Annotated in this window: 23 protein-coding genes; 17 read left to right on the top strand and 6 right to left on the bottom strand. The window is 56.7% G+C overall.

Annotated features, from left to right (window positions below; genetic code table 11):
• Positions 1–61: 61 nt before the first annotated feature.
• Both ACR0BU_RS02960 and ACR0BU_RS02955 read right to left on the bottom strand, forming a co-directional pair.
• Complete coding sequence (locus tag ACR0BU_RS02960) at positions 62–796, bottom strand: glutamine amidotransferase (RefSeq protein ID WP_480734846.1); 735 nt, start codon at positions 794–796, stop codon at positions 62–64.
• Positions 797–812: 16 nt separating this feature from the next.
• Positions 813–2,585, bottom strand: coding sequence for an SLC13 family permease (locus ACR0BU_RS02955; protein WP_298933348.1), 1,773 nt, complete (start codon positions 2,583–2,585; stop codon positions 813–815).
• Between ACR0BU_RS02955 and ACR0BU_RS02950 the strand changes: the two genes are divergently transcribed.
• The 3 genes from ACR0BU_RS02950 (at position 2,584) to ACR0BU_RS02940 (ending at position 5,017) form a co-directional block, all read left to right on the top strand.
• Positions 2,584–2,790 carry a hypothetical protein gene (locus tag ACR0BU_RS02950; RefSeq protein ID WP_480734847.1) on the top strand — a complete coding sequence of 69 codons (207 nt, stop codon included), beginning with the start codon at positions 2,584–2,586 and terminating at the stop codon, positions 2,788–2,790. The two genes, ACR0BU_RS02955 and ACR0BU_RS02950, sit on opposite strands and share 2 nt — an antisense overlap.
• A 36-nt stretch (positions 2,791–2,826) precedes the next feature.
• Positions 2,827–3,567, top strand: coding sequence for a YebC/PmpR family DNA-binding transcriptional regulator (locus tag ACR0BU_RS02945; protein WP_480734849.1), 741 nt, complete (start codon positions 2,827–2,829; stop codon positions 3,565–3,567).
• Positions 3,568–3,742: 175 nt separating this feature from the next.
• Positions 3,743–5,017, top strand: a complete 1,275-nt coding sequence (locus tag ACR0BU_RS02940; protein WP_299885810.1) for an MFS transporter — start codon at positions 3,743–3,745, stop codon at positions 5,015–5,017.
• Here ACR0BU_RS02940 and ACR0BU_RS02935 read toward each other — a convergent pair.
• Positions 5,014–5,919 (bottom strand): LysR family transcriptional regulator ArgP, encoded by a 906-nt coding sequence (locus ACR0BU_RS02935; protein ID WP_480734850.1) that lies wholly within the window; start codon positions 5,917–5,919, stop codon positions 5,014–5,016. The genes ACR0BU_RS02940 and ACR0BU_RS02935 overlap by 4 nt on opposite strands.
• 86 nt (positions 5,920–6,005) lie before the next feature.
• Here ACR0BU_RS02935 and ACR0BU_RS02930 point away from each other — a divergent pair, with 86 nt between their 5' ends.
• The 7 genes from ACR0BU_RS02930 to ACR0BU_RS02900 all read left to right on the top strand — a co-directional run bounded on the left by ACR0BU_RS02930 (position 6,006) and on the right by ACR0BU_RS02900 (position 12,481).
• Positions 6,006–6,605 (top strand): LysE/ArgO family amino acid transporter, encoded by a 600-nt coding sequence (locus ACR0BU_RS02930; protein WP_480734851.1) that lies wholly within the window; start codon positions 6,006–6,008, stop codon positions 6,603–6,605.
• A gap of 40 nt (positions 6,606–6,645) precedes the next feature.
• Complete coding sequence (locus tag ACR0BU_RS02925) at positions 6,646–7,554, top strand: DMT family transporter (protein WP_299079645.1); 909 nt, start codon at positions 6,646–6,648, stop codon at positions 7,552–7,554.
• A gap of 87 nt (positions 7,555–7,641) precedes the next feature.
• Positions 7,642–8,214 (top strand): choline-binding transcriptional repressor BetI, encoded by a 573-nt coding sequence (gene betI / locus ACR0BU_RS02920; RefSeq protein ID WP_299079648.1) that lies wholly within the window; start codon positions 7,642–7,644, stop codon positions 8,212–8,214.
• On the top strand, positions 8,211–9,719 hold the full coding sequence (gene betC, locus ACR0BU_RS02915; RefSeq protein ID WP_480734853.1) for a choline-sulfatase: 1,509 nt from the start codon (positions 8,211–8,213) through the stop codon (positions 9,717–9,719). Before betI ends, betC begins: the two co-directional genes overlap by 4 nt.
• 73 nt (positions 9,720–9,792) lie before the next feature.
• Positions 9,793–11,451 (top strand): choline dehydrogenase, encoded by a 1,659-nt coding sequence (gene betA / locus ACR0BU_RS02910; RefSeq protein ID WP_480734854.1) that lies wholly within the window; start codon positions 9,793–9,795, stop codon positions 11,449–11,451.
• A 69-nt stretch (positions 11,452–11,520) separates the two neighbouring features.
• Entirely contained in the window at positions 11,521–12,153 is a 633-nt protein-coding gene (locus tag ACR0BU_RS02905; protein ID WP_480734856.1) for a thermonuclease family protein, read from the top strand.
• A gap of 88 nt (positions 12,154–12,241) precedes the next feature.
• On the top strand, positions 12,242–12,481 hold the full coding sequence (locus ACR0BU_RS02900; RefSeq protein ID WP_298933327.1) for an HP1242/YdcH family protein: 240 nt from the start codon (positions 12,242–12,244) through the stop codon (positions 12,479–12,481).
• Positions 12,482–12,553: 72 nt separating this feature from the next.
• On the opposite strand, the gene ACR0BU_RS02895 is transcribed toward ACR0BU_RS02900, so the two are convergent.
• Together ACR0BU_RS02895 and ACR0BU_RS02890 are read right to left on the bottom strand one after the other, a co-directional pair.
• Positions 12,554–13,954, bottom strand: a complete 1,401-nt coding sequence (locus ACR0BU_RS02895; protein ID WP_298933325.1) for a helix-turn-helix domain-containing protein — start codon at positions 13,952–13,954, stop codon at positions 12,554–12,556.
• 65 nt (positions 13,955–14,019) lie between these two features.
• Positions 14,020–15,225, bottom strand: coding sequence for a multidrug effflux MFS transporter (locus ACR0BU_RS02890; RefSeq protein ID WP_480734858.1), 1,206 nt, complete (start codon positions 15,223–15,225; stop codon positions 14,020–14,022).
• Between the two features lie 183 nt (positions 15,226–15,408).
• Here ACR0BU_RS02890 and ACR0BU_RS02885 point away from each other — a divergent pair, with 183 nt between their 5' ends.
• The 6 genes from ACR0BU_RS02885 (at position 15,409) to ACR0BU_RS02860 (ending at position 21,693) form a co-directional block, all read left to right on the top strand.
• Positions 15,409–16,941 carry an acyl-CoA carboxylase subunit beta gene (locus tag ACR0BU_RS02885; protein ID WP_298933322.1) on the top strand — a complete coding sequence of 511 codons (1,533 nt, stop codon included), beginning with the start codon at positions 15,409–15,411 and terminating at the stop codon, positions 16,939–16,941.
• 78 nt (positions 16,942–17,019) lie between these two features.
• Entirely contained in the window at positions 17,020–17,505 is a 486-nt protein-coding gene (locus ACR0BU_RS02880; RefSeq protein ID WP_298933321.1) for a DUF6497 family protein, read from the top strand.
• 136 nt (positions 17,506–17,641) lie between these two features.
• A complete protein-coding gene (locus tag ACR0BU_RS02875) occupies positions 17,642–17,995 on the top strand; it encodes a hypothetical protein (RefSeq protein WP_298933319.1) in 354 nt (117 codons plus the stop codon).
• 529 nt (positions 17,996–18,524) lie between these two features.
• Complete coding sequence (locus ACR0BU_RS02870; protein WP_298933317.1) at positions 18,525–18,728, top strand: hypothetical protein; 204 nt, start codon at positions 18,525–18,527, stop codon at positions 18,726–18,728.
• 117 nt (positions 18,729–18,845) lie between these two features.
• On the top strand, positions 18,846–20,891 hold the full coding sequence (locus tag ACR0BU_RS02865) for an acetyl-CoA carboxylase biotin carboxylase subunit (RefSeq protein ID WP_298933315.1): 2,046 nt from the start codon (positions 18,846–18,848) through the stop codon (positions 20,889–20,891).
• A gap of 7 nt (positions 20,892–20,898) precedes the next feature.
• A complete protein-coding gene (locus ACR0BU_RS02860) occupies positions 20,899–21,693 on the top strand; it encodes a hypothetical protein (protein ID WP_298933313.1) in 795 nt (264 codons plus the stop codon).
• A gap of 118 nt (positions 21,694–21,811) precedes the next feature.
• On the opposite strand, the gene ACR0BU_RS02855 is transcribed toward ACR0BU_RS02860, so the two are convergent.
• Positions 21,812–22,258, bottom strand: a complete 447-nt coding sequence (locus ACR0BU_RS02855; protein ID WP_480734860.1) for a DUF4174 domain-containing protein — start codon at positions 22,256–22,258, stop codon at positions 21,812–21,814.
• Between the two features lie 167 nt (positions 22,259–22,425).
• On the opposite strand from ACR0BU_RS02855, the gene scpA reads away from it, so the two are divergent.
• Positions 22,426–24,552 (top strand): methylmalonyl-CoA mutase, encoded by a 2,127-nt coding sequence (gene scpA / locus ACR0BU_RS02850; protein ID WP_480734862.1) that lies wholly within the window; start codon positions 22,426–22,428, stop codon positions 24,550–24,552.
• Positions 24,553–24,636 lie beyond the last annotated feature (84 nt).

The following is a 24,636-nucleotide window of genomic DNA, read 5'->3' as shown; positions in this document are numbered from 1 at the left end:
CCAAAGTCGTGTCAGATCAACCTAGTCGAGCAGGGACCCAACCGGCAACCGCTCCGTTGGGTCAGGTGTACCGTTCGGCAAACCGACGCAGGATTTCGCCTGGCTGGGTGACATCCGCCGCCTTACAGGTGTCGATCAGTCGCTGGGCGTCCCCGGGTGGGAAATAGCCGTGGTGTTTATAGATGTTGATGCGCTGTTCAAAGTCTTCAGCGTCTGCCTCGGGGTGGAATTGGGTGGCATAGACATTCTGTCCCCAGCGGATCATTTGAATGGGGCAGGGGTCCGAAGCCAACAGATGCACGCACCCATCGGGCAGAGCCTGAACAGCCTCTTTATGACCTACAAAGGCGTCGAATTCTGGTGCCAGCCCCGCGGTCAATGGATCATCCGCACCGTCACCGGTCAGGCGACAGGTCGACGGGCCGACAGGTTCACCGAATTGTTCCTTGCTAACCTCTGCACCCAAATGTGCCGCCAATATGCCCAGGCCATAACAGCAGCCCATGAAAGGATGATCCCGCCGCGTGATCTGGGGCATCAGGCCCATGATGGTGTTTTCGATCTTTGCATCCAATTGGGTTTTTGTCGCCGGGTCATCGCTGACGCACCCGGGGCCGCCACCAACTATGACGCCTGCATAGTCGGTGACATCCAGTCCTTCGGGCAAATCCTCGCAATCCAACCGGATGCGATGGGTCTGGTCTGGCACCAAACCGGTTTTGTCCAGGATCGAGGCATACTCGGCATCCGAGGCATCTGTTTCCGGGCGCAGCTGCAAGATCAAAAAACGTTTCATCCGCTGCCTTTATCCTTCAGAGCGGCCAGAACACAAGGATGGCAGGGACCGACACACAGATGATCAGAACTTCCAGGGGCAGCCCCATGCGCCAATAATCACCGAACCGATACCCACCCGGACCCAGCACAAGCGTGTTATTCTTATGCCCGATTGGTGTGAGGAAGGCTGCCGAGGCCGCCACTGCGACAGTCATCAGGAACGGGTCAGGCGACACATCCAAAGCCCTTGCCATTTGGATCCCCACTGGTGCGGCCACAATTGCCGTGGCCGTATTGTTCAGAACGTCAGACAACGTCATGGTGACAACCATCAGCACGGTCAGAATGGCCCAAGCCGGCAGCCCATCGGTCAACTGGATCAGAGCGTTCGCAATAAGCTCGGTCCCGCCGGATGTCTCCAGCGCGCTGCCCAATGGGATCATCGATCCCAGCAAAACCACAACCGGCCATTCGATGTGATTATACAGGTCGGAGATCGGCATGATTTTGGTCAGCACGTAGCCAATCACAACCAGCCCCAGCGCCACGGGCAGGTAGATCAGCCCGATGCTTGCCGCCAGCACAGCAGCGGCGAAAAGCCCAATGGCCAGCCAGGCCTTATTGTTGGCGGTGACGTTCAAGCCGCGCTGTGCCAGTGGCAAACAGCCAAGCCATTCGGTAACGTCTGCACTACGGTCGCGGGGGCAGAGCAATAACAGGATGTCGCCAGCTTCAACCTCGGTCTTGCGGACTTGTTCGGTGATCCGCTGGCCCTGTCGTGACATGCCCATAAGCACCGTGCTTTGGCGCCAGGCAAGGCCCAGCCCCTGCGCCGTGCGCCCAGTGATGCGGGCGTTTTCGGGCACGACCACCTCGATCACCTCAAGCCCATCTCCATCGGCGGTTAACAATTCCTGTCTGCGCGTATCGGAAAAATCCAGGTTCAGCGCCGCCCTAAACTCATCCAGCGCTTCCGGGCGAGCCTCAAGAACCAGCGCGTCGCCTTCTTTCAGCGTTGCGTGGGCCGACCGGCCATAGCGACGTTTGCCGTCCCGGATCAACCCGATGATGGCCACGTCAGACTTTTCGGCCGCCTCATAAAGTTCACTGACACGTTTGCCGATATGCGGGGACTCCTGCGGCAGCGTCAATTCCGCGATGTATTCGGCCAGAACCTCGGAGGTTTCCGTTTGTGGACCGCGGTTTGGGATCAGCCGCCATCCGATCAGAGAGACAAAAGCGAGCCCGGCAATCGCAGCTAAGCCACCGACCGGGGCGAAATCGAACATGCGAAACGGCTCACCCAATGTCTCTGCCCGGATCGACGCGATGATGATATTGGGTGGGGTTCCGATCAGGGTCGCCATGCCACCCAGAATGGTCGCAAAGCTTAACGGCATTAGCGTCAGGCCCACCGAACGTCCCGCTTTACGCGCGGTTTGGATGTCGACGGGCATCAACAGCGCCAGGGCAGCAACGTTGTTCATGAATGCCGACAACACTGCACCGATCCCGCCCATAAGGGCTATGTGTGCTCCCAGTCCGCGAGAGGCATCGACCAGCGTGCGGGTGATCAGGAACACTGCACCGGATCTGACCAGCCCGGCTGAAACCACAAGGACCAGTGCAACGATGATGGTGGCAGGGTGCCCGAACCCTGCAAATGCATTATCGACGGGCACAACGCCCAGAACTACGCCGACCATCAACGCCGCGAATGCAACAAGGTCATATCGAAACCGGCCCCAAAGCAGCATGCCAAAGACGGTGAAGAAAAGTGCGAAAAGGATGATCTGATCCGTCGTCATGAGCGGACCTTATCCGCACAACCTGGCCAAAGCGAAGGGGAATTTTCCCGCAGCTGCGACGCGACCTCTGTTCGATGTCGCGTTGAAAACGATGTCAATTCCGGCCCTGTGGATGATCGAAACACTGGTGAACCCTCAAATGAGGACGTTGCGCAAGCTGGCAATGGCCGCTGATCCTATTGAAACCGAACCCATCCTTGCGTAATAGACCCGGGATTACAGAACGCGACAGGAGTAAGCCATGGCCGGTCATTCCAAATGGGCCAACATTCAGCACCGCAAGGGGCGCCAGGACGCCGCGCGGTCCAAGCTGTTTTCCAAACTGTCGAAAGAGATCACCGTCGCTGCCAAGATGGGGGATCAAGATCCTGAGAAGAACCCGCGCCTGCGTCTGGCGGTAAAAGAAGCCAAGTCGAATTCTGTCCCCAAGGACGTGATCGACCGCGCGATCAAGAAATCGGTTGCAGGCGAAGGCGACGAATACGAAGAAATCCGGTACGAGGGGTATGGCCCCAACGGCGTGGCGGTGATTGTCGAAACGATGACGGACAATCGCAACCGAACCGCGTCAACGGTCCGGTCAACCTTCTCGAAAAATGGTGGCAATCTGGGCGAAACCGGATCTGTCGGGTTCATGTTCGAACGCAAGGGTGAGGTTGTCTATCCGTTGTCAGCGGGCGATGCCGACACGATTTTCGAGGCCGCAATAGAATCGGGTGCCGAAGATGTCGAAAGCTCGGACGATGGTCACATCATCTGGTGTGCAGACACCGACCTGAACGATGTATCGAGCGCGCTTGAGACAGCGCTGGGCGAAACGGAATCTACCAAACTGGTCTGGAAACCCACGACGACGACCGAACTGGGCTTAGAAGACATGCAGCGCCTGATGAAGCTGGTTGATGCTTTGGAGGATGATGACGACGTCCAGCGCGTCACCACCAACTTTGAGGCCACGGATGAAGTCATGGCGCAGCTCTGACTGGGTCAGTTTTGGTATGAGACGAAACCCGGCTTGAAAGGTTGGCTTTTTGCGAATGTTTTTGTTGGATGATTGGCCGGGGCCGCAGAACCCTTTAGGCTGACTTGCAGCACCTAACGGAGGAGAGGGGCACGCAGACATAGGCTCTGTTGTGCCGGATCTTGAGTTCATACCGATGGTAGAAGTCCCCTCGAACCTTGCAAAGCGGAATGTTCCGGTTCTAACCGGTCAAAGTATTCTCTCCCAGGTCGCATGGACCTTGGGCAGCCCTTCGGTCGTGCTGCCGTTTCTTGCTGTGTCGTTTGAACTGCCAATGTTCATCGCCGGGGCTTTGGTGTCTGTGCGGATGGTTGGGAGTATGATTGCCGACATCTTTCTGGCTCAGATGCTGGCTGCAAAACAGCAAAAGAAGCGTGGAATTGCACTGACCGAATTCGCAGTTGGCGTGTGCCTGATTCTGGCAATCGCCGTTGCGGCCACCGGCGTGGTGCCTTTGATCGCGGTGGCGTTTGTATCGGTGTTTTTTCTGATTGGTCTGTTTGACGAGATTCAGGGCCTGATGTATGCAGATCTGCTTGGGGATCACGTGCAGTCGAAATCCCGGATGATCATGCGCTACGTTCAACTGGGGGTTGGCGGTCTGGGGGCCATCGGGCTTGCCTTGTTGGTCCACGAGATAACCAAGGGAAACCCGCCATTTTCCCGGCACTCCACCATGATCGCTGTCTCATTCGGATTTTTTCTGTTATCCGGATTGTCAATTCTGGCGATGTTTGAAATTGGGCAGCGTGATCAGCAAGTTCAGGCCTCAAAACCGTCACCGAAACTTTCCCTTGCTGCAAACATCAAAGGCATCCTGGACATGTTCGACCACGCATGGTTCAGGCGGTATATGGTTATGCGTATACCTCTGGTCTTTGTTTCTCTGTCGGTGCCCTTCTTTGCTCTGATCGCTGCCGAAGCCCATCATGCGTCAACCCGGGGCCTGACGGCGCTCATCGTATCCTCGGCGTCCGGATATCTTGTTGCCGCACCATTGTGGCAACTTGTGAACATGAAGTCTCACCGTGCGGTCATGGTGACCGGAACGCTCATGGTGGCAATCACGGGTGTGGTGCTACTGGCTTTCCACTATTTGCATATCGACCATGATGTACACTTGCATGCGGCCGCCTTGTTTGTTGTCACCGTCGCCTCGACAGGCGTTAGCAGTGCCCGCAAATTGTATTTTCTGGATGTCGCACCCAAAGCTCAGCGTGTTCAGGGGGCAGCTGCAGTTAAAAGCATCGCCCGTGTGACTGCTGTAGTTATCTCGGCCACATTGGCGGGGATAGCGCATTTACACGAAGTTGCGCTGGCGATCGACATTATCATCTTGGCCAGTTTGGTGGCTAGCGTTGCGTGTTATCGCATTGTTGTTCCCCCAGCCAAGGAACCGGCGCATTCCTAACGGTGCCGCTCGGCTTTGACCGGAGAGAGCAATACCTTCGCGGCGGCCTTCTGAACCGCACTGGTGAGTGGCATGAGGGCAGGGGCAAGAATGCGGCCAACCTGCCAGGTCAACGTAACGTCCAAATGTGCATCCGGGATGATCGAGCGTAGTTGCCCGTCTTTGATCGGCGCGCGCACCAGCTCTTGAGGGTTCATCCCCCATCCCAGCCCGGCAATTGCGGCTTCGACAAAAGCGTGTGAAGAAGGCATGAAATGTGTCGGAGGCGAGAGGCGGCTGCCTGTCTGAGCCTCCATCCACGCATTTTGAAGGCCGTCTTTCCGGTTGAATGTCAGGCTCGGCGCCAGATCCAGCGTTTTGGCAGTGACGCCGTTTTTGAACCACGTGCTGATAAAATCGGGACTAGCCGTGGGCAGGTATCGCATGGCTCCAAGCGCCACGGCATCACAACCGGAGACAGGCTGACCGCCGACAGTGACTGCCGCGCTCACTTCACCTCGCCGCAACCAATCTGCCGAGTAGTCCTGATCATCGACAATCAGATCAAACATCATGTCCTGGGTCTGGGCCATCGCATCAACGAACCAGGTCGCAAGGCTATCAGCTGGCACCGCAATCCGTACCTGACCGGGTCCCGCGCCCTGTTCCAGGGCCAGCTCACGCGACAATTGCGCCTCAAGCAGGCCAATATCTTCTGCGTATTGGGCAATGCGCAACCCCGCCGGGGTTCCGGTGCAGGGGGATCCCCGATTGATCAACGATGCGCCCACGCGATCTTCCAGCGCTTTGATCCGCTGGGATACCGCCGACGGGGTTACAGCCAGTTGAGACGCTGCTGCGTCAAAACTGCCATAGTGCAAAATGGCGGACAGCGCGGAAAGATGATGAGGATCGAGCAGCATTAGTGCAACTTAATTCAGGTAAGCATCTTTAATTTGATAGATCGTTGGCCGGGCTTTAGTCAAACACCTTGAACACAGGAGGTTTCATGTCCCCATCTCTGATTGCTGGTTTTGCCCTTGGCTTTAGCCTGATCCTGGCAATTGGTGCACAAAATGCATTTGTCCTGCGACAGGGGCTTAGACGCGAGCATGTGTTTGTTCTGTGTCTGACCTGTGCCGTGTCTGATGCCATCCTGATCGGTGCCGGCGTGGCTGGGTTTGGCACTTTGGCGCGGGCCGTGCCGTGGTTCGAAACCGTGATGCGCTATGGTGGGGCAACGTTTTTGCTATGGTACGGATTGCGCAGTTTTTGGTCTGCGTGGCAGGGCGGGTCGGCATTGGAGGTCGGCGAAAGCCATCGCACCAGCCTACGTACGGTGTTGCTGACAGTCCTGGCGTTCACATGGCTGAATCCACATGTGTATTTGGATACGGTTGTTCTGATCGGGTCGATTTCGGCGCAGTATGACGACCGGCTTGGGTTTGCCATCGGTGCGATGTCGTCCAGTTTTGTTTTCTTCTTTTCTTTGGGCTACGGGGCGGGTGTTTTGTCGCCCGTTTTCGCGCGCCCTCGCGCCTGGCAGGTTCTGGATGTGGTGATCGGTGTTGTCATGCTGGGTATCGCTTTGAAACTTGTTATCATGTGAAGGGTTGTCCCCGGCCAGCTTTCCGTGTTCAACCAGGGCCATGACAACAGCTGTCGCCTCATCTCGTCCGATCGCGGGCATGTTCTGGATGTTCGCCGCCGGCATTTCATTTGTTGTCATGACGGCGCTTGTGAAATCCTTGGGCACGACGATGGACCCCATTCAGGCGGCTTTTCTGCGCTATGTTCTGGGGTTGGTTTTCGTGTTGCCCGCGCTGCGCTTGATCCTGAAAACGCACCTGACGACCCGACATCTGACCTTGTTTGGGCTGCGCGGTGTTATCCATGCAGCGGCCGTCATGTTGTGGTTCTTCTCCATGACCCAAATCCCATTGGCCGAGGTTACGGCGATGAACTACATGACTCCCGTCTACGTCACCCTCGGCGCGGCGCTGTTTTTGGGCGAGAAACTAGCCATTCGCCGCATTGCCGCGATTGTGGTCGCGTTGGTTGGGGTTCTGATCATCCTGCGCCCGGGATTCCGAGAGGTTTCCGCAGGCCACCTTGCGATGCTGGGAACAGCACTGACCTTGGGCGGATCATATCTGTTGGCCAAGCTACTGGTGCGTGACATCCCACCTTCAGTCGTTGTGGCACATCTGTCGATCTGGGTGACTATCGCGCTGATTCCCTTTGCCATCGCCGTTTGGAGCACGCCCAGCCTGCGCGATCTGGGCGTGCTATTCTTGGTCGCGAGCTTTGCAACAGCCGGTCACTACTTCATGACGCTTGCCTTACAAGCGGCCCCGGTGGCCGTCACGCAACCCGTTACGTTTCTTCAGCTTATCTGGGCAACGGCGCTTGGCGCTGCAGTGTTTCACGAAAGCGTCGATGTCTGGGTGATTTCCGGTGGAACACTGATCCTTGCTGCAGTCAGTTTTATTTCCTGGCGCGAGGCGGTGCTCAACCGTCGAGACTTGACGCCCCCAAGTATTGCGCCAAAGCTATAGTGTGGCATAGGCCTGTCCGTTATTGATTGACGAGTCAATAAAAACCGCATAGCGTTCGCTCCCATAGCGCGTGTTCAGGGGGTAGCGATGCCAAAAGTCGGAATGGAGCCAATTCGCCGTGATGCGATCGTCCGTGCGACGATCGCTGAGCTGGGCGTCAAAAAATCCCTCGATGTAACTGTCAGCCAGATTGCCAAACGCGCCGGTATGTCAAGCGCGCTGGCACATCACTACTTCGGTGGCAAGGATCAGATATTTCTGGCGGCGATGCGACAGATCCTCGCCGATTTTGCCAACGAGGCCCGCAGCGAGCTTAAAGGGGCCGCGCCGGATCAAAGGGCCCAAGCCATCATCCGGGCCTGTTTTGCGCCGTCCTGTTTTACCCCTGATGCGATTGCAGCCTGGATGACCTTCTACGTGCTGGCGCAGACCAATAAGGACGCATTGCGGCTGTGGCAGATTTATCAGGCGCGCATCCGATCCAATCTGATCTACGCGTTGCGCCCCCTTCTGGAAGATCCCGTCGAAGCGGCCGAGAACATGATCGCGCTTATTGATGGTTTATACATTCGCGCTGCCCTTAGCGCTCCGGAAGAGCCGCAACTGGCGGTAAATCACGCGCTGCGTGTCCTCAATACTCTGCTCGAGGCTGAAAAATGACAAAGCCAAACATTCTGATCCTGATGGTGGATCAGTTGAACGGAACCCTCTTTCCCGACGGTCCCGCCGACTGGCTGCATGCGCCGAACTTGAAGAAGCTGGCGGAGCGATCGACCCGGTTTGCCAATGCTTACACCGCGTCGCCGCTATGTGCACCGGGGCGGGCCAGTTTCATGTCAGGTCAGCTGCCCTCGCGCACGGGAGTTTATGACAATGCGGCCGAGTTCCGCAGTGATATTCCAACCTATGCCCATCATCTGCGCCGTGCAGGTTACTACACCTGCCTGTCGGGCAAGATGCACTTTGTTGGGCCGGACCAGATGCATGGTTTCGAAGATCGACTGACGACCGATATCTACCCGGCCGATTTCGGTTGGACCCCGGACTATCGCAAACCGGGCGAGCGGATCGATTGGTGGTATCACAATATGGGCTCGGTAACCGGCGCGGGCGTCGCCGAAATCTCGAACCAAATCGAATATGATGACGAGGTTGCCTACAACGCCACGGCCAAGCTTTATGATCTGGCACGCGGCAAGGATGACCGACCCTGGTGCCTCACCGTCAGCTTCACGCATCCGCATGACCCTTATGTGGCGCGGCGGAAATACTGGGACCTCTACGAAGACTGTGAGCATCTTTTGCCCGAGATTGCGGATCTTGGCTATGATAATCAGGATGCACATTCGCGGCGGATTTTCGACGCCAATGATTGGCGGAGCTTTGACATCACCGAGGAGGATATCCGTAAATCCCGGCGCGCTTACTTCGCCAATATTTCCTATCTCGATGATAAGATCGGTGAGATCCTGGACGTGTTGGAAACCACCCGGCAAGACGCAACCATTCTATTCGTTTCCGATCACGGCGACATGCTGGGCGAGCGTGGCCTGTGGTTCAAAATGACCTTCTATGAGGGCTCAGCAAGGGTGCCGCTGATGATCTCAGCGCCGGAACTGCCAACGGGTCGGATCGACACTCCGGTATCGACTATCGATGTCACTCCGACGTTGGGTTCACTCGCTGGTGTCGACATGGAAGAAATCTCGCCTTGGACGGATGGCCAGGATCTTGTGCCCTTGGCAAAGGGGACCGAACGCACCGCTCCGGTCGCCATGGAGTACGCGGCCGAGGCGTCGTATGCCCCCTTGGTGTCCTTGCGTTACGGTAAGTGGAAGTACAATCGGTGCGATTTGGACCCTGATCAACTGTTCGATTTGGACGCAGATCCAAACGAATTGATAAATCTGGCTGACAATCCGGAACACTCGGGCACATTGGCCACCCTGCGCGCGAAATCCGAAACCAGATGGGATCTGGAGCGGTTCGACGCAGACGTTCGTGCCAGCCAGGCAGGTCGCTGGGTCGTGTACGAGGCGCTGCGGCAGGGCGGCTATTACCCGTGGGATTACCAACCACTGCAGAAAGCATCCGAACGTTACATGCGCAATCACATGGATCTGAATATCGTCGAGGAAAACGCCCGCTTCCCGCGCGGGGAATAACTCTTCATCTTTTCAAAAAATACTCTCGCCGAAGGCGTTGCAACATGTTTCGGCGGAGCGAGGAGTCTTAAGTATGGAAGCAGATTTCGTCATCGTGGGCGCCGGGTCCGCGGGTTGCGCGATGGCCTATCGCCTCAGCGAGGCGGGCGCGTCGGTTTTGGTTATCGAACATGGGGGCTCTGATGTCGGGCCGTTCATTCAGATGCCCGCAGCGCTGAGCTATCCGATGAACATGTCGCGCTATGACTGGGGCTACGAATCCGAACCGGAACCGCACCTGAACAACCGTCGGCTGGCGTGCCCACGGGGAAAGGTGATTGGCGGGTCATCCTCGATCAACGGGATGGTCTATGTGCGCGGCCATGCGCGGGATTTCGACACATGGGCGGACATGGGGGCTGACGGATGGTCTTATGCTGACGTCTTGCCCTATTTCAAACGAATGGAGACATGGCACGACGGTGGCCATGGGGGCGACCCAACATGGCGCGGAACTGATGGCCCACTGCATGTGTCACGCGGCCCCCGACAAAATCCTTTGTTTCAAGCTTTTGTCGATGCTGGGCAACAGGCGGGATACGAAGTCACCGGTGACTACAACGGTGAAAAGCAGGAGGGCTTTGGCCCGATGGAGCAGACCGTCTGGAAAGGTCGGCGCTGGTCTGCGGCAAACGCCTATCTGAAACCGGCGCTCAAGCGCGAGAATTGCGATATCGTGCGCGGGCTGGCCACGCGCGTGATCCTGGACGACGGGCGCGCAACCGGGGTTGAGCTGGTCCGTGGGGGCAGAACGGAAGTCATCCGTGCCCGCCGCGAAGTGGTGCTTGCGTCATCTTCGATTAACTCACCCAAGCTGTTGATGCTGTCCGGGATCGGCCCAGGTGCGCACTTGGCCGAACATGGGATTAACGTTGTTGCGGATCGCCCGGGTGTTGGCGCCAACCTTCAGGACCATTTGGAGCTTTACATCCAGCAGGCCTCGCTACAGCCGATCACGCTCTATAAGCATTGGAACCTGTTCAGCAAAGGCCTGATTGGGGCTCAATGGCTGTTCACCAAGACCGGTCTTGGCGCGTCGAACCAGTTCGAGAGCGCAGCATTCATCCGGTCGAAGCCGGGCGTAGAGTATCCCGATATACAGTACCATTTTCTACCTATCGCGGTTCGATACGATGGCCAGGTTGCGGCCGAAGGGCATGGGTTCCAGGCCCATGTCGGCCCGATGCGTTCGCCTTCGCGGGGGGCGGTCACGCTGCGCTCGGCCCAGCCCGACGACGCACCAGTGATCCGGTTCAACTACATGAGCCAAGAAGAAGATTGGGAAGACTTCCGCAACTGTGTTCGCCTGACCCGTGAGATCTTTGGGCAGGAAGCTTTCAAGCCCTATGCGGGAAAAGAAATTCAACCGGGCGCTGACGTACAGACGGATAAAGAGCTAAATGAGTTTATCGCTGAACATGCTGAAAGCGCTTATCACCCTTGCGGCACCTGTCGCATGGGGCGAGCGGATGATAAAAACACTGTTGTTGATCCGCAAGGTCGTGTTGTTGGTGTGGAAGGTCTGCGGGTCGCGGACAGTTCGATTTTCCCTCAGATCACCAATGGTAACCTGAACGCACCGTCCATCATGGTTGGTGAGAAAATGTCCGATTCCCTGTTGGGTAAGGTCCCTTTGCCTAAGTCAAACGATCGCCCGTGGATCCATCCAGGATGGGCGGCCGCACAGCGTTAACCTTTGTGAACAGCCCCCGTTGAATATGCCTGAGCCTGGGCGCATATCGAGGGAATGTTAAGGTTTTGTTTGGCTTTTGTTTTGTTCGCCCCGTCTATAGCTATCGCGGCTGATCTGGTCGAAGGGCCGGTGAATGTTATCGATGCCGACACCTGGGTTGTGGGCGGTGTTCGAGTACGATTGCATGGCATAGACGCGCCGGAAGTGGGTCAGAACTGCGAAAAGAACGACGGCAAAGCCTGGGCCTGTGGAAATTGGTTGACCCAAGAAGTGCGTCGGCGGTTTCATCGAAAACCTGCGCAGTGCACTCCACTGGATTGGGATCGATACGGCAGAGTGATCGCGCGGTGCCGGGTCATTGGACAGGACGCCGGGCGTGACATGGTGCGCCGTGGCGTGGCCTTTGCTTATCGTAAGTACTCGACCGATTATGTAGCGGAAGAAGCTCATGCGGCGTCCGAGCGGGCTGGATTGCACAGCGCGTATGTTCAGATGCCGTGGGTGTACCGGGCGTCTGGTGTTACGCAATCGTCCGGACCTTGCCGGATCAAGGGCAACATCTCATTTTCTGGCGAACGTATCTATCACGCGCCGGGACAAGAACACTATTCGAAAACACGGGTAAGTGCAGGTGGCAAAGAGCGATGGTTTTGTTCCGAGACCGAGGCCAAAGCCGCAGGATGGCGTAAGGCAGGTCGCTAAACGTCACACAACTTGATCCGCGTCAAAGAGGTATGCTTCCATCAACTCTAGCTATGGATTGCAATGACAGATCAAGGAGCGAACAGGAATGTCTCACACCCCGCATGAACTGGCGGAAGAATTTCCCGACAAGACGGAACTTATGAGCCAGCTCAAGCAGTCGGACGCACATTTTGCCCGGCTGGCAGATGAGTATCACGAGGTCAATCGCGTCGTGCACAGGGCTGAAACACATGTCGAGCCGATGGAGGAGTTGGCGGAGATCGAGCTGCGCAAAAAACGGGCCGCGCTCAAAGACGAAATTTGGACCATCTTGTCTAAGGTCTGAACAAAAGGGCGGGGCTCTGCCCCCGTCGCGGCAAGCCGCGCCTCCTCCGGGATACTTGTGGCCAGATGAAGATCAGGTGACCTCGTAGGGAAGTGTCCCGCGAGTATGCGCGTCGATGGTCAGGCGACGTTCGAGCGGTGGAACCGAGCGCTGGTGACAGTTTTGCCGCTCACAGATACGGCAGGAAATGCCAATGGGTTCGAATGCGCTGGCCTTGTTGACGTCGAGGTTGTCAGCATAGACCAATGCTTGGGCGTGCCGCACCTCGCATCCCAGGGCGATGGCATATCGGCGCACAGGCGCACCGAAAGACCCGCCCGATTTCGACACGTCTCGTGCCAAAGAAATATAGCGCACCCCGTCCGGGGTTTCTGCAAGTTGCAGCAGGAAGTGGCCGGGTGTCTCGAACGCGCGATGTACGTTCCATAGTGGGCAGGCCCCGCCAAAACGAGCAAATTGCAAGCGCGTCGCCGAGTGGCGTTTGGTGATGGTGCCTGCCTGATCAACCCGCACGAAAAAGAACGGAATGCCCTTGGCGCCGGGTCTTTGCAATGTGGACAGGCGGTGGGCCACTTGTTCTATCGATGCGCCGAACCGGTTGCTGAGCAATTCGAGATCGTGTCGGTCTTCCTGAGCTGCCGCCAGGAAGGCGGCATAGGGCATCAGGGACGCCCCTGCGAAGTAATTGGCCAAACCTATCTTGGCGATAGACCGTGCCTCTTCGCTTTGAAATTTGGCGAAGTCCAATGTTGCCTCGAGCAGTTTGTCTTGACTGATCAAAGCGACCTGAAGCAGCAGTTGAAACACCTGGGTTTGTGGAGCGGCGCGAGACGACAGGCGCAGGATCCTGCTTTCTGTATCGTAACTGCGCAAGGACGCGATGTCTGAAAAGATGACCTGTATCCCACGTTCGGACAGGCTGGTCAGTGCTGCCTGACGAACGCCACCCGGGCCTTCGGCGCGATTTGCGAACAGCTCAGCAGCGCGATCCACTGCGTCGATGTAATTGTCGCAATAGTGGAAGAAATCGCGCACCTCCTCCCACGGGCTGGCCTGAATACGTGCATCTTCCCGACCCAGTGCTTCGTCCAATGACGCAAGCCGTTCATGAGTCTGGCGATATGTTCGGTGCAATTCGATAAAGGCCCGCGCAAGTGCCGGAGCATTTGAGGCAGTCAAACGCAGATCTGCCAAGGGGGGAAGGGCATCCGCAAATACCGGGTCCGCCAGCGCTTCGCGCATATCTGAGACCAGACGCTCGCTGTCACCTGTGCTGAGTTCGGTGACGTCCATTCCGAATTCCTGCGCCAAAGCCAAAACAACCGTGGTTGATATCGGCCGGTTGTTGTTCTCCATCTGGTTCAGGTAAGGCAGTGAGACGCCAAGTTTTGCCGCAAACTCGCGTTGCGTCAGGGTCAGGCGTGTGCGCATTTCGCGCAGTTTCGCGCCAGCATAGAGTTTTTGGGTGCCCATGTGGTGCCTTTGCAACTTTTCTAAAGTTGAAAGCTAACTTTGCAAACCCTCAAGGGCAAGTGGTGTTACAACCCCAGCTGCCGTTCGCGCCAGACCACAACACTTATGGCTGCGATGGCCAGAACAGCCGTCGCGAGCATAAGCCACAACAAGGGCATTGCTCCGGTCTCTTTTGTCAAAACTGCACCTGCAAGTGCGCTCAGCCCCGCACCGCCACCCAGCATGATTGCGCCGCTCAGGCCTGAGGCTGTTGCGGCCAAATGCGGGCGCACCGATAATGCACCTGAGGTCGCATTTGGAATGGTCATCCCGTTGCCAACGCCCACGAATGTCATGAATCCAAAAAAGCTTAGCGCGGTTCCCATTCCGGCCAGGAACAGAACAGCAGAGAGTGCTACACCCAAAGCGTTGAGCCAGCACCCCCAAAGAACCATGCGATTCACGCCAAAGCGTACGGAGTATCGCCCGCTGATGAAATTCCCGACAAAGTAGCCGACAGCTGGGGCGCCAAAATAAATGCCGACTTCGGCGGCGCTCATCCCGAACAGTTCGGTGCCAATGAAGGGGGCTCCGCCGAGATAGGCAAAAAACGCCCCTGACGAAAACGCCGATGACAGCGAATAACCCCAAAACCGCGGCGACGTCAGCAGTTCGGGATATTCCCGGAATTGCTGGAGCAACGTCTTGCCGCTTTTGGTCGAGGTTTCGCCGAAATCTGTGAATGTAAGGGCGAGAGTCAGGGCGCCGACCGCGAAGGGCAGCCAGAAGTTGGCCCTCCAGCCAAAACTTTCTTCAAGCAATCCTCCAATGGCAGGGCCGATCATCGGAACCACGGCCATTCCCATTGTGACATAGCCGATCATGGATGCGGCTTGGTCTTGATCGTAAAGGTCGCGAACAGCCGCACGGCTCAGGACCATCCCGACCACCACCACTGCCTGACACATTCGGAACGCCAGAAAAACTGCCGCGCTTGGCGCATAGATGCAGCCAAGGGTTGCAAGCAGAAATAAACTCAGCCCCCAAAGTAATACCGGTCTGCGCCCAGCTTTGTCGGCAATTGGGCCGATCAGAATTTGCAGAACAGCATTAACCAGCAGGTACAATGCAATGGACAGCTGCATGACCTTATAGTCGGTTTCGAAATGCAGAGCCATGTTGGGTAGGCTTGGCAGAAACAGATTCATGCTCAGGGCGGACAGCCCCGAGAGCAAGACAAGCGTTGTAATTGAGGGCGGTGTGCGGCGAACCGTGGACGAACTGAACTGCATTGTTCACATGTATAGTCACGGAATTTGGGATTGCCAGACGTCCACCCGTTTCAATTTGAAACTTAGCAAGTTTACACTTTGTCAGTTTCTGGTTGCCAAAACTTTGCAAATTTGCGGAAAACCACTTTGGCTGAGACATCGAAACATATACGGTCCGCTCAGATTTTACAGGGGATTATCGCCATGAAAGACATCCTTTCCGAGCTTGAAGACCGCCGCAACGAAGCCCGGCTGGGTGGCGGGCAAAGGCGGATCGATGCGCAGCATGCGCGCGGAAAATTGACTGCGCGCGAGCGTGTCGAATTGCTGCTGGACGAAGGCAGCTTTGAAGAGTTCGACATGTTCGTCAGCCACCGCTGTACTGATTTCGGAATGGAAAAACAAAAGCCTGCGGGCGATGGGGTTGTGACAGGTTGGGGCACGATCAACGGTCGCATGGTCTATGTGTTCAGTCAGGATTTCACAGTTTTCGGTGGATCACTGTCAGAAACCCACGCACAAAAGATTTGCAAGATCATGGATATGGCGGTGCAAAATGGCGCGCCAGTGATCGGTATTAACGACTCGGGCGGGGCGCGAATCCAGGAAGGTGTGGCGTCTTTGGCGGGCTACGCCGAAGTGTTCCAGCGCAATATCATGGCGTCCGGCGTAGTGCCGCAGATCAGCGTAATCATGGGCCCGTGTGCCGGTGGTGCAGTCTACAGCCCGGCGATGACAGACTTTATCTTCATGGTCAAAGACACGTCCTACATGTTTGTGACTGGCCCGGAGGTGGTGAAAACCGTCACGAATGAAGTGGTCACGGCCGAAGAGCTTGGAGGCGCATCGACCCACACCAAGAAATCCTCGGTCGCGGATGGCGCGTTTGAAAACGATGTTGAGGCGCTGGCAGAAGTGCGACGCCTTGTTGACTTCCTGCCGCTCAACAATCGCGAGAAACCGCCCGTTCGCCCGTTTTTTGACGAACCGGATCGGATCGAAAGCTCGCTAGACACGTTGATCCCTGATAACGCCAACACGCCTTACGACATGAAGGAACTGATCACCAAAGTGGCGGATGAGGGCGATTTCTACGAGATTCAGGAAGACTTCGCCAAGAATATCATCACTGGTTTCATCCGTTTGGAAGGCCAAACCGTTGGCGTTGTCGCCAATCAGCCGATGGTTCTGGCTGGCTGTCTTGACATTGACAGCTCACGCAAGGCCGCGCGGTTCGTGCGTTTCTGTGATTGCTTCGAAATCCCAATCCTGACTTTGGTCGATGTTCCCGGATTTCTGCCCGGCACCAGTCAGGAGTATGGCGGTGTTATCAAACACGGAGCCAAGCTGCTCTTTGCCTATGGTGAAGCGACGGTGCCTAAGGTGACAGTAATCACTCGCAAAGCATATGGTGGGGCTTACGACGTTATGGCGTCCAAACATCTGCGCGGCGATTTCAACTATGCTTGGCCCACGGCCGAGATCGCGGTGATGGGCGCCAAGGGCGCAACCGAGATCATTCATCGCGCCGACCTCAGTGATGCGGACAAGATTGCTCAGCATACGCAAGACTACGAGGACAGGTTCGCCAACCCATTTGTTGCGGCTGAGCGGGGATTTATCGATGAGGTGATCATGCCGCATTCGACTCGCCGCCGCGTCTCCAAGGCGTTTGCCAGCCTGCGTGGCAAACAGTTGAAGAACCCATGGAAAAAGCACGACAATATTCCGCTCTGATCTTTGAAAAGGTGTAGCGGAATGTTCAGAAAGTGCCTGAAAACAGCGCAAGTTTGACAAAAACCGCCAAATAGTTGAATGATCCGATCCATCAGACATAAAACCGCGCAGGCCAACAGCGCTGCGCGCGCGATCCCGGAAGGAGGAGCCTGCCGCTGGCGGGTCCGGGATTGCGCCATTGGTCTGATGCTTTTCTTTCATTGCGCTCCGGTTTTGGCTCAGACAGAAACACTGTTGCCGGTGCCATCGGGTCAGCCAGTTCATCTGAGCGACGTTCTTCTGGACAATAACCCCGGCGAGCTGTGGGTCCGGTTTCGTTTCATAGCACCAAAGATCGGGTCCTCAGTGGGTCGGATCGGCTACGATGTGGCCACCAAAGACATGGAGCACCTGTGCCAGACATTGGCCGTTCCTTACGTGGCGCAACATCAGTTAGAGCCGTTTCGTGTTGTTGTTTCGCTGTCCGACCGCCCAATTGATTTTGGCGATGCCGCTCCGGATGCGACACAGTTTTTCGAAGCCTACCGGCTGGAGCAGTCCCGGTGTATCTGGGAGGGACTCTGACCGTGAACCATTGCTTTCATGATCCCAGAGCGTCTCAGACCAACGGTGCGGCTTTGGAGGTGCACAACATGATCCCATCCTTTGGCGGATGCAAAATTTCCGACTTGGTAAACACTCTAGCGACTGAGGGGCCGACATGCTGAAACATCGCGGATTCCCTGGCCGTCTGACAGGCACGGACTTTCAGTTCACCATTCGTCGGGCCAACCCAAAAGGCGTCACTCCGCTGACCAAGCGCGAAAGGTTCCGTGATCGCAAACCCGCAGACAGGCGCGCGGATGCAGCTTTCATGGAGGCGCTGTGGGGGCATTTCGGAGATCAGCCTTTTGAACGTGGCAATCTGGATGCGGGTCGGATCAGTTGGCTGTTCGAACGCGAGGTTATTCCGGCAGAAGATCCGTTTGATCCTGCAAGCTATGAAGCGTTGCTGGTGATCGACCTGGATGTGGCCCGCGCATCTTTTCCCGACATCTTTGGTGAGACATCCTGATCATGGGTGCCGTGACGCCACATATTTCGGTTCCAACGGATGAAACATCGCTTCACGCGAGGTGGCGTCGAGGCGTGGCAGCACAAATGCGGCGACGCTCGACACTGTCAAGGCGCGGATTTCGCTGCGATGCAGCGCGATCTCCCGATCTTTGGAGCGCAAATCGTCGTCTGACCGTGTTCGGCACGAATTTGCGCGGTGTTTCGCCGAATGGGCAGAAACCAGCCGGAATCTTGACTGGAAACAATACTTTTCTTGCGGGCCTGATTGTGCCGTGCATTCTGATGCAGCCGTGTGGCTCTATTTTGCCTGCGCCGCACATGCACCTACTATTCCGTACCCCTTCCTTCCGCGGGCAGGCTTGTGGTTTCCACATCATCCTGCCCGCGTTTTTCTTTGCGCATGTTCCGGGCAAAAAGCGGCAGATTTCTGCGCAAAACACCGATCAACAGCATCGTTTATTGCCTGTGAGCTCCTGCTGCCCGCAACTGCACCCAAAGCAGTCAAAAACATCAGAAGGGCAGACAACATGCGAATCCCACAGATTTTCTTTGTATTGGCGACCTGTGCGGGCCTTGCGGCCTGCGGCGACACCACTGGCGAACAGGCGTTGCTTGGCGGAGGCGCCGGCGCGGTCGGGGCCGCCGTCCTTAGCGCCGACCCGCTTTTCGGCGCTGCGGTCGGTGCAGCGGGCAACGTGCTGTATTGCAAGACGCAGAACAACTGTAACTAAGACACCTTCTTTGGGGCCTGCAGCGTCCCAACACATATCGCGCAACACGCCGCTACGGGGTCAATGCCCTGTGGTGGCGTTTTTGCGTTTTCAGACCTTCAAGACAAAGGACGTACCATGTTCAACAAGATCCTGATCGCCAACCGAGGCGAGATCGCCTGCCGCGTTATCAAGACCGCGCGCAAAATGGGCATCGGCACGGTCGCCATCTATTCGGATGCGGATCGTCAGGCTCTGCATGTTGAGATGGCGGACGAGGCTGTGCATATCGGCCCGGCCCCGGCCAACCAATCCTACATCGTGATTGACAAGGTCATGGATGCGATCCGTCAAAGCGGTGCGCAGGCGGTCCACCCCGGCTATGGTTTCTTGTCGGAAAACGCCAAATTCGCCGAAGCGCTTGAGACTGAAGGTGTTGCCTTTGTCGGCCCTCCGAAAGGCGCAATCGAGGCGATGGGTGACAAGATCACATCAAAGAAGATCGCTCAGGAGGCAAATGTCTCAACAGTACCCGGGTATATGGGTCTGATCGAGGATGCGGATGCAGCGGTGAAGATTTCCAATGAAGTCGGTTATCCGGTGATGATCAAAGCCAGTGCCGGAGGTGGTGGCAAAGGCATGCGGATCGCCTGGAATGACGACGAGGCGCGTGAAGGGTTTCAGTCATCCAAGAATGAGGCAGCAAATTCTTTTGGCGACGACCGGATTTTCATCGAAAAATTCGTAACCCAACCACGCCACATCGAAATTCAGGTTCTGTGCGATAGCCATGGCAATGGTGTCTATCTGGGCGAGCGCGAATGTTCGATCCAGCGCCGGAATCAGAAAGTGGTGGAAGAGGCACCATCCCCTTTTCTGGATGAAGCGACCCGTCGCGCCATGGGCGAGCAATCGGTCGCCCTGGCCAAGGCGGTGGGCTATGCCAGTGCAGGTACGGTCGAGTTCATCGTCGATGGTGACAAGAACTTCTATTTCCTCGAAATGAACACCCGTCTGCAGGTGGAACACCCAGTGACCGAGCTGATCACTGGTGTCGATCTGGTCGAACAGATGATCCGCGTCGCTGCTGGTGAGCCTTTGTCGATCACACAGGATGATGTCACCCTGACGGGTTGGGCCATCGAAAACCGCCTGTATGCCGAAGATCCTTATCGTGGCTTCCTGCCATCAATCGGTCGTCTGACCCGTTATCGCCCGCCGCAGGAAACCGCCGCTGGGCCGATGTTGATCAATGGTAAGTGGCAGGGGGATGCACCGGCAGGCGCTACTGCTGTTCGCAATGACACTGGCGTCTATGAAGGCGGCGAGATCAGCATGTACTACGACCCGATGATCGCCAAACTGTGTACCTGGGCGCCGACCCGGGATCAGGCCATCGAAGCCATGCGTGTGGCGCTGGACAGCTTCGAAGTCGAAGGTATCGGGCATAACCTGCCGTTCCTGTCGGCTGTTATGGATCATCCCATTTTCATCAGTGGCGACATGACAACAGCTTTCATCGCCGAGGAGTACCCCGATGGGTTCGAGGGCGTCGAACTTCCCGAAACGGACCTGCGCCGGATTGCAGCCTCCTGCGCAGCGATGCATCGCGTCGCAGAAATTCGACGTGCCCGCGTCTCCGGTCGAATGGACAACCACGAGCGCAAGGTTGGCACTGACTGGGTCGTCACGTTGCAAGATCAAGAATTCGAGGTCGCTATCGAGGCTGACCAAGACGGCTCCACAGTGACATTCTTGGATGGTGGCGTGCTACGAGTTGCTTCAGATTGGACGCCAGGGAACCAGTTGGCGGTTCTGGACGTCGACGGCAGCCCGCTAATTCTGAAGGTTGGCAAAGTATCCGGTGGCTTTCGCATTCGCAATCGCGGCGCTGATCTTAAGGTACATGTGCGCACCCCGCGTCAGGCAGAGCTTGCCCGCATGATGCCCGAGAAACTACCGCCCGATACGTCAAAAATGCTGCTTTGCCCGATGCCTGGTCTGATCGTTAAGATCAGCGTCGAGGTCGGCGAGGAAATTCAGGAAGGTCAGGCATTGTGCACCGTCGAGGCGATGAAGATGGAAAACATACTGCGTGCTGAAAAGAAAGGCGTTGTGACCAAGATCAACGCAGGCCCGGGTGACAGCCTGGCTGTTGATGATGTGATCATGGAGTTCGAATAGTCGGCTGATGACCGAGTTTCTCACAAATAACTGGCTTTTGTTGGCAGTGGGCGCCTGCGCTGTCCTCGTGATTGCTTTCTGGCTGTCCGAGGATGCCCATGTGGCGCGACGCGTATTTGTGCAATTCATTCTGAATATCGCCCTTCCGCTGTTGGTCATTTTCGGCAGCGGGCTGGCGATTATGGCCGTGCGTACGAATTTTGATGAACGCATCTGGGCGGCAATCATTGCAGGCTTTGTGATCACCACAGGTTGGTTAACAACCGCGATTTTCGGCGAACTCGGGAAATCCCGAGATAAGGCCGAAAAGCTGCGGGATTACCACAAAGCGCTCTATGCCGAGATAGGTAACACGCTACAGGTGCTGTGGGATCGCGGTAAGGCTGAAGACGAGGCCGAGGCGATGGTCGAACGGATGACCGCAGACCCGGATTTCATTCCATTGATCCCGCGCGAGCATCACGATTTTGTCTATGATTCTCTTGTTGATGAAATCGAGGTCTTGCCTCGCATCACGATTGATGCGGTGGTCGCCTATTACAGTCTGATCAAATCAATATCGGCGCAGGCCGAAGATATGCGAGGCGATGTATTTCGCAGCTCTGATATGGCGCAGGAACGGCGCATCCTGATGTATCGCGACTATTTTGAAACACGAAAAAGCGCCTTTGCCATGGGGCAATTCGCGCTTCGCCTGATCAAGGAATATGCGGATAAAGGTCAGCCAGCCGCTGAAAGGCTGGCCAAAAAGCTTAGTAACCCGGCCGCGGTCCAGTCCGACCTGTCACAGGGATCGGAGTAAACGGAATGTTAGGATCTTTCTCCATTCAGTTGCCCTTTCCTTGTTTGCCTGCAGGACACAACGCCCTGCATGTCCTAAATATAGGTGAATCCAACAGGTTTTACAAGCGCAGTGCGGCTCAGTTCCCGCCACGCCGGTCACGGATTTCCCGCTGGCGCAGCGGCGTTTTGTCGATGGACCGCCCGATTTCCCGTACGCTCCACGGCGCGGGTTTGCGCAGCTTCACGACACCATCCTTGTCGACGAAAACCATCTGGAACCCGCGCGGGCGCAGTTCGGACCGAATTGCGGAACGGGCAGATGGGTCGGTATCGGTCAGAACCACCACATCGCGGTCGCGCATCACATCTTCGCCCTTTGCCAGCATATCGATTTGCTGTTGGAACCTTGGGTCCGCCGGGGTGTCCGCAAAGACCACAATCGGTCGATGGGTCCACAGAAAATCGGCCAACTCACTGTCGCCGACAGGACGGACAAACGCGTCATCGACAGGCGCGGCGCCGTCGGCTGCCATAGCAGTCAAAGGGAATAGTGCCGAAAAAACAAGGACAAGCGTACGATTCATGGGGCCTCCTGTTCTGTTGAATATAGCCCCTATGCGCCCGAATGCGACCGGCGAAATGCGTCGGGCACTCAAAATGTCGCGCTTAGCCGTTTTCGAAACGACGGCCCCCAACACATTTACGCACAGGCTTAGCCCTGCGCGATCCGAAATGACGAGAGGATAACTCAATGACTGACACCAACGACTGGCGCGCGCTGGCCGAGAAAGAACTACGCGGACGACCGCTGGACGACCTGACCAAGGAAACTCTGGAAGGTATCGAGGTCAAACCGCTCTACACGCAGGAAGACACCGCTGATCTGCCACATATGGGATCGATGCCCGGGTTCGGGCCGTTCACGCGTGGCGTGAAGGCAACGATGTATGCGGGCCGTCCTTGGACCATCCGCCAATACGCCGGTTTTTCAACGGCCGAGGAATCGAACGCCTTCTACCGCCGTAACTTGGCAGCAGGGCAGCAGGGAGTATCGGTGGCCTTCGATCTGGCGACACACCGCGGTTATGACAGCGACCATCCGCGTGTGGTTGGCGATGTCGGTAAAGCAGGTGTGGCCATCGACTCTGTTGAGGATATGAAAATCCTGTTTGACGGCATCCCACTGGACAAGGTCTCGGTCTCGATGACCATGAACGGTGCGGTGGTCCCGATTCTGGCGAGCTTCATCGTTGCGGGCGAAGAGCAGGGGCATGACAAGTCGCTGCTGGCGGGCACCATTCAGAATGACATTCTGAAAGAGTTCATGGTGCGCAACACCTATATCTATCCGCCGGAACCCTCGATGCGGATCATCTCGGACATTATCGAATACACCTCGAACGATATGCCCAAGTTCAATTCGATCTCAATCTCCGGCTATCACATGCAAGAGGCCGGGGCGAATCTGGTCCAGGAACTGGCCTATACGCTGGCCGACGGGCGAGAATACGTCCGAGCCGCGACCGAGGCTGGGATGGACGTGGACAAGTTCGCAGGCCGTCTGTCGTTTTTCTTCGCCATTGGCATGAATTTCTTCATGGAGATCGCCAAGCTGCGCGCGGCCCGCACGCTGTGGCACCGGGTGATGACGGATTTTGGCGCAAAATCCGAACGCTCCAAGATGCTGAGGACCCACTGCCAGACATCTGGCGTGTCTTTGCAGGAACAGGACCCGTACAATAACGTGATCCGCACCGCTTATGAGGCAATGAGCGCGGTTCTGGGTGGTACGCAGTCACTGCATACAAACGCTCTGGACGAGGCGATTGCCTTGCCCACGGATTTCTCGGCCCGCATCGCGCGCAACACGCAACTGGTGCTGCAGGAAGAAACCGGGGTGACGGACGTGGTCGACCCATTGGCGGGCTCTTACTACATCGAAAGCCTGACCAATGAGTTGGTCGAAAAGGCCTGGGCTCTGATGGAAGAGGTTGAGGAGATGGGCGGCATGACCAAGGCCGTTGCCAGCGGCATGCCCAAGCTGCGGATTGAAGAAAGCGCTGCGCGCCGTCAGGCCATGATCGACCGTGGCGAAGAGGTGGTCGTCGGCGTCAACAAGTACCGCAAGAAACAGGAAGACCCGATTGACATTCTGGATGTCGACAATGTCGCCGTGCGCGAAGCGCAGATTGCCCGGCTGGAACGCATCCGCGCAACGCGAGACGAAGCGGCGTGCCAGACAGCACTGGACGCCCTGACCAATACCGCCCGCGACGGCGGTAACCTTCTGGCCGCCGCGGTTGAGGCCGCCCGCGCCCGTGCATCAGTAGGAGAGATCAGCATGGCAATGGAAAAGGAATTCGGCCGCCACCGCGCCGAGGTCAAGACACTGGCCGGCGTCTATGGGGCTGCGTATGAAGGCGATGAAGGGTTTGCCGCGATCCAGAAATCTATCGAGGAATTTGCGGAGACTGAAGGTCGTCGTCCCCGCCTTCTGGTCGTCAAGATGGGGCAGGACGGGCATGATCGCGGCGCCAAAGTGATCGCCACAGCCTTTGCCGACATCGGATTTGACGTTGATGTAGGTCCGCTGTTCCAGACGCCTGCCGAAGCAGCACAGGACGCCGTGGACAACGACGTGCACGTTGTTGGCATTTCTTCACAGGCGGCGGGGCACAAGACCTTGGCACCACAGCTGGTGGAAGAGCTTAAGAAAGCCGGAGCAGGCGACATCATCGTAATCTGTGGCGGCGTTATCCCACAACAGGATTACCAGTTCCTCTATGACCATGGAGTCAAGGCGATCTTTGGCCCGGGTACCAATATTCCCGAGGCTGCGCAGGATATCCTGCGACTGATCGCTGAGGCACGCCGTTAAAGCTAAGGAACGAAGCCAGAGATCTTGCCGGACAAAAAGACGACCAAGCAGGCACTCAATCGCGGAAAAAATGGGCGCAGCTTA

The sequence above is a fragment of the Ruegeria sp. CK2 genome (assembly GCF_056536585.1).
This window is presented reverse-complemented; position numbering and strand designations above follow the sequence as displayed.